The organism is bacterium (genome assembly GCA_023145965.1).
In the GTDB taxonomy this organism is placed as follows: Bacteria; UBP14; UBA6098; order UBA6098; family UBA6098; genus UBA6098.
On the sequence record JAGLDC010000135.1, the window covers coordinates 1 to 5,505 of the forward strand.

The 5,505-nt window shown below is 44.7% G+C and carries 6 protein-coding genes; 3 read left to right on the forward strand and 3 right to left on the reverse strand.

Annotation, left to right across the window (positions count from 1 at the left end; translation table 11 throughout):
• From KAH81_10480 to KAH81_10490, 3 genes are all read left to right on the forward strand, one after another.
• Positions 1-594, forward strand: a 594-nt coding sequence (locus tag KAH81_10480; GenBank protein ID MCK5834079.1) for a hypothetical protein, incomplete at its 5' end; no start/stop codon positions are given.
• Positions 595-853: 259 nt separating this feature from the next.
• Positions 854-1,015, forward strand: coding sequence for a hypothetical protein (locus tag KAH81_10485; protein ID MCK5834080.1), 162 nt, complete (start codon positions 854-856; stop codon positions 1,013-1,015).
• Between the two features lie 215 nt (positions 1,016-1,230).
• Complete coding sequence (locus KAH81_10490; GenBank protein ID MCK5834081.1) at positions 1,231-1,479, forward strand: hypothetical protein; 249 nt, start codon at positions 1,231-1,233, stop codon at positions 1,477-1,479.
• Positions 1,480-1,954: 475 nt separating this feature from the next.
• Here KAH81_10490 and KAH81_10495 read toward each other — a convergent pair whose 3' ends face one another.
• The 3 genes from KAH81_10495 to KAH81_10505 all read right to left on the reverse strand — a co-directional run bounded on the left by KAH81_10495 (position 1,955) and on the right by KAH81_10505 (position 5,447).
• On the reverse strand, positions 1,955-2,602 hold the full coding sequence (locus KAH81_10495; protein MCK5834082.1) for an HNH endonuclease: 648 nt from the start codon (positions 2,600-2,602) through the stop codon (positions 1,955-1,957).
• A 49-nt stretch (positions 2,603-2,651) separates the two neighbouring features.
• The gene (locus KAH81_10500) at positions 2,652-4,733 is read right to left on the reverse strand and encodes a transposase (GenBank protein ID MCK5834083.1); all 2,082 of its coding nucleotides are present in this window, start codon (positions 4,731-4,733) and stop codon (positions 2,652-2,654) included.
• A 525-nt stretch (positions 4,734-5,258) separates the two neighbouring features.
• A complete protein-coding gene (locus tag KAH81_10505; GenBank protein MCK5834084.1) occupies positions 5,259-5,447 on the reverse strand; it encodes a hypothetical protein in 189 nt (62 codons plus the stop codon).
• Positions 5,448-5,505: the final 58 nt, after the last annotated feature.

Here is a 5,505-nt window from a genome sequence, read left to right on the forward strand (position 1 = left end):
AATAGCAAATCCCTCAAAGGAAACGGTGTATGGGTTGAGGTCAGCAAACTGAGCCCTATGACAGTTGATTCCCGCAATCTCATAGTTCCTGGTGTATCTGTGGGAATGCTAAAACTTGGAATGTCCTATGAAAAGATAATAAAGATATTTGGCGATCCTGTGGACAAATACTACTATCCTGATGCCTCAATCCATGATATACGATACAAGAGCAAGAAAACTGGAAATAGAATAATTTTCTGTTTTGATACTTATGGTAAATGTATTGAGGCAATCTTCACCTCTGGCGCATTTAAAACCGCTGAGGGAATTGGCAGGGATGAATTCAGCATAAACATGCACAGAGACTTATACAACGGTTTTTCCAGGAAATGTTGCCTGATTAATTATGTAAATGTTCGGTATTATGCGAAGGATGGAATTTCCTTTCAGTATTATAACATTAAACCAGGTTCAGGTTACAAGGATTCATGGATACAGGGGTATGTCTCAGTCTATCTGCCTGAGTATAAAGAGCCTCCCCTTTTCCCAATTGGTGTTGGACATTGGCGTGAAAATTGTGGGGCTTTTGCAAGTGGGGAAAGTAGGCGGTAATTCAGGTTGTCCGTCCGCTGTATATGTTCACGAACGGCGAACCGACCGGATTGGCGAAGCAATTTCTGGACTTCATATTTTCCGAGAATGGCCAACGAATTGTGGATGAACTTGGTTACGTGCCGGTAAAATAGGCTATCACGCGGTTATATGCAAGTATAGTGAAACAAGGGAGCATGTGCTCCCTTGTTCACAGAGGGCGCGGAGACGCGTCCTTATTTTCATTGGAAAATTAGCAATAAACAATTAGCAATGCAAAATGGAGAAAGGGAAACACCCCGGCCTGCTGCGCAGGCCACCCCTCTTTGAAAAAAGGGGAATGGGGAGGGGAATTGATCATTCTCTGGGAAGCTTCCAGGCGTTTATTCAGAGGGACGTCCAGATAGAGCCTTTTCTGGTTACATTATCGATGATTCTTTAATAAACGTCTATTCGTTCGACGAACATGAAGATGCGACAATAAATATTCAGGAGATTCTAAGGAAGCAGAAGAGTAAACTCGAAATTCAGAGCATCGAAGCTTTATACCGCGATTTAGACGATAGTGGCTGGGGCGCTGTGCTGAAATCAGGTCCAATAGATAAATATGGCAACTGTAAAATGCATGTTTGCAATTTGCTTGATAGCAGAGAACTTGTGTTTTATGAAAGAGATCAGGTATTCCAAGAAGGCTGTGAGTTAATAGGAAATAAAGTGACACATTTTATGCAAAGCCCTGAGGGAAGCGATTATGTGGCGATTGCTAATAGAATAACCGCAGCGGGATTCGAAGAGAGTTATATTTATTCATGCACTTGTGAAAATGGTTATGAGGCAGTTTTCAATGGAACGGATTTTGATTCCCTTTTTAGTGGGAAAATTCCAAAAATTGAAGCGGTCGGTTGAATGGGCCGCGACGATATTGTTTTTCCAATTCGATGGTATAATCCAAATAATCGTGAGGTCTATAAGGTCGAGTTATATTCGCTAATTATTAACCCTCCATTTGGCTATGGGAAATTTTAGTAATTTGCTATCAATTTGTTTGATGTTAGAATAATTGAAGATGAATATGCTTCTGTACTGCCCCCAAAAAAATCAAGAGCTAAGTTAGGGGAAGAAGTTGATTGACAAAGTTTCTTTCATATTAGTACGGCGTTAAATATTTCATTATCGGGGGATATATCCAACGCAAAGAGTTCGGAACACCAATCTATTTTATACAGGAGCGCTACCAACACAGCTCACCTTCAATCACGCGACTCTATATCGGCATCGAGCGCGAGGAAGTCGAGGAGATCAACTTGAAGGCGATAGGGTAAAAACGAATAAAAAATAGCTGCGACTCTATAAGTTTTTAATTGTTAATAAGTTTTAAATACTAGGTTAATACAATCCATTTTTCCCCAGGCGCTTTGACTGTTATCGACTCGATCTCGAAATATCCGTCTTCTCTACGGACTTCATTAATATTGTCGAGAATAGGGTTCAAATATTCTCTTAACCAGTTAGGATTGTTACCAGCGTAGAGAGTTATTTTCCAATTACGTGCTTTTGACCCGCGAAGGCCTATCTCAACCGAAGCCACCGCCGCACAACGATAAAACGCATTCACTGCTCGACAGATCTCCTTCTCCCATTCTTTTGGGTTTGTGAAATCAGAAGCTAGAACGAATCCTGGTTGAGAAGCATTGTCTAACGGCGATGTTAAATTAGTTCTATTATACCTGTAATTGACTTCGTTGATCCCTTTATCTTCATTGCATATTTTGCAGAGGGTTTGCAAATTCTCAATATTATTGTTACCGCCATAATATCTTGGGGTAATATGGTCGATTTCCAGTAGCCTTTTGTTATCCTCACCACAACAAAGACAATGATAACCGTCACGTTTCTTCATTTGTTCCTTTACTTCTTCACTCGGTTCCCCACCCTGTAGAGGTTCGGTATCAACCGGAATCACTCCTCCTTTATATGGACCACATATTAACCGATTAATCACTGCGTCGATCTGAGTTTTAAACTGCATAAAAGTAGGGTAAAAACTCCTCCAATACCTATCAACGCTAAGTCAAGTCCTAAATTTTCTGTAAATTCATATTAGCTTCATTCTCGATTTCGGTTTTTGTTGGGTTTTCCATTGTTAAATAACGTTTTCCGGTTGACCACTCCTCACTATATTCCATACAGAGCGTCCCGCACATTCGAAGGCAAGCACGAACATTCGGGAAGATCCTAACTACATGCGTTCTACGCTTCAGCTCCTGGTTCACTCGTTCCAGCATGTTTGTGCTTTTAAGCTTTCTACGATGCCTCGCCGGAAATGCATATATTGCAAGCGTATCATCGATAGTCTCCTCGATCCACTCGGCGACATCGGGCCGAACTCGCTCCAGGGCAAAAATCAACTCAGAAGCCTTTCGACGGGCATCTTCGACAGTCTCTTCTTCCCATATCTTCTTGAGCATCGCTAAAAACTTCGACAACTGGTTTGGGCTAAGCTTGTTCTTAAAATTGCGAACATAATGCACCGCGCATCTCTGCCAAACGGCACCGTAGAAATAGCGACGAATAGCGTTCATCAGGCCGCTATGTTGGTCGCTCACAATAAGTTGAACGCCAGATAGACCTCGCATCTTCAACTCCTCAAACATCTCGCCCCAGCTGGTTTCGCTCTCCGAATCGGCACGGGAACGAGCCAATTCCTCGTTCGATTCGTCCGGGCCGATATATCCCATGATTTCGAGGAAAACGTTTGGATTGTCCGCGACTCGCCTGGCAATAAGTGAAATAACCCCGGCGAAACGGCTATCGATTTTGCTTTTGTTCTGTTCGAAGAACACGGCGGGAACAACGCCTTCATCCTGATATGTATATGAGATTGTGCGCAATCTGAGTATGGAAGGCGTGGCCAAAATCTCCACCTCTGGCGGGGGCACCGCGCGAAAGCCGGTTTCGCAACTGTTATCGTCTTCGTCGCTTTCGGCTATGGCGTTCGGCGCGTCGGCCTTGATACTAAATAATACCTCGCCGCCTTTATCGCTCGAATAATAGGCAATGATTGTTGTATTTTCACCGCCATCGAGGCCGGGGAGATTCCAGGTTCTTATCAATTCGCCGTTTGTTTTAAGGTCGAGTGTAAAAGCCCCGCAATTATCGTCGCCGCTATTTTTCACTTCGATTTCGACCAGAGCGCTATCGTCGAGCGCAATCACATCCGGTGTCGCCGAACAGCGAACAGTGAGGTTCGATTCCTTTTCGGGTGGCACGATACTCCCCCGAATCCCAAATTGCAAAGTATTCGCAACCTTTCCGAGGTCGCCGAAGGGCTTGGAATATGTAATGTCAAGCCCTAATCCGGCAAGCTGTGGAATCTCGATTCCGATTCCGGCCCCGAAAGCGGAATTGGACACTCCCGCACGCAGACCGAGCCAATCGCTCAATATATAGCTTTCCACGCCCATGCCGAAAGATAATTCCTCGCCGTCGGGAGCGTTCAAAGCGAACCCAAACTCGCCGGATAGATCTGTTTTGATATTTTCTATCGAATATCTCGAACCAAACCGCAAATCGGTCGGTTCGGCGATTGTCTCTTCTTGCCCAAGCGATGGCGCAATAATGTCCTGAGCGGACAAGCCGAAGCTCAATCTTTCGGAGACCTCGAAAACCGCCCCGGCATCCAGACCGAACGAAGACGCGCCGGTGCCGTCCCGATAGAGCGGATCGTCGAGATCGTCGCCTTCGTTATAGTGGAAATTCGAGCTGTTAAAGCCGTCGAAAAGGAATTTTGGTCTCACGCCGACCGAAAACGGCCCTAAGGCCTTTTTACCGGCCAATCCGATTTCCGTCCGCGAATACATATCCGCGCCGAAAGTCGCTAAAGATAGGCCGAATCCATAACCGCCAAAATCGCGATAGCCCGAAATCTGGCCCCGATAGAGGTTATCGTCGAACCCCATATAAAGCCGGTTATATTCCACGGCATAGCCCCAACCGCGAGACCACCCAGCCGCTGGATTCCATGTCATCGCAGAGGCGTCCTGAATCGATGTCGAATATGCACCGCCAAGGGCAGAACCTCTCACCGGTGAAAACGAAACTGCTAAGCAAGAAAAAACAATTAAACTAACTGCTAAGCTGCATAGGATTCTTTTTAACATTAGACCTCCAAATCCCTATTTAATCCAAACAATACAAAGCTTTCTGTCGCATACAAAAAAACTCAAAATAATTTCAAAAAATCGATGATTCGAATAGAAATGTTTAATTAAGATTGGTAGAAAGATTAGTGCTAACAATGTTTAACGGATTTTAAAACTCATACAAACGAACAACAACTCGATCGCAATGATCCCCAATTACCTCCTTTCGATTTTGAACATTATCTCGTCGATCCCCAGATCCTTTGGTTGTCTTGTTTTGATAGCCATTTCGGCCTCCCTCTGCCGTGGAACAATCTTTCTCTCGCATCCGGCGACCTCCGCCGGTTTACACGGAAAATTCTGCCACAGCACGTTTTAAAATTTCCACGATTCAAAATAATATTACCAGACTCCGTTATAATCCTCCCAACCTTCATGGTCGATTTCCCTTCCTCCGCGAACACCCTCCCGACCTTCGGGAGTATCCTCCCAACGTTCTGGAATACCTTCCCGGCCTCCGGGAGTATCCGCCCGAGCGTTATTCTAAAATACCCTAAACTCATTGTCAACTACCCTAAGCTCCGCGACATTTACCCGACGGTTATCCAGAAATACCCTAAGCACGCTGTCAACTACCCTAAGCTTATTCTGAAATACCCTAAGCATGTTGTCAGCTACCCTGAGCCTTTCCTGAAATGCCCTAAGCATATTGTCAATTACCCTTGCCTTCAAAACGACTTTCCACCCGGATAATACTCTTCCAACTTGTTAAAGAACAACGACTTAGCGT

Bases quoted from the DNA above. Each gene is read 5' to 3' on its own strand.
- KAH81_10500 (MCK5834083.1), bottom strand. From the start codon at position 4,733: ATGTTAAAAAGAATCCTATGCAGCTTAGCAGTTAGTTTAATTGTTTTT.
- KAH81_10495 (MCK5834082.1), bottom strand. From the start codon at position 2,602: ATGCAGTTTAAAACTCAGATCGACGCAGTGATTAATCGGTTAATATGT.
- KAH81_10485 (MCK5834080.1), top strand. From the start codon at position 854: ATGGAGAAAGGGAAACACCCCGGCCTGCTGCGCAGGCCACCCCTCTTT.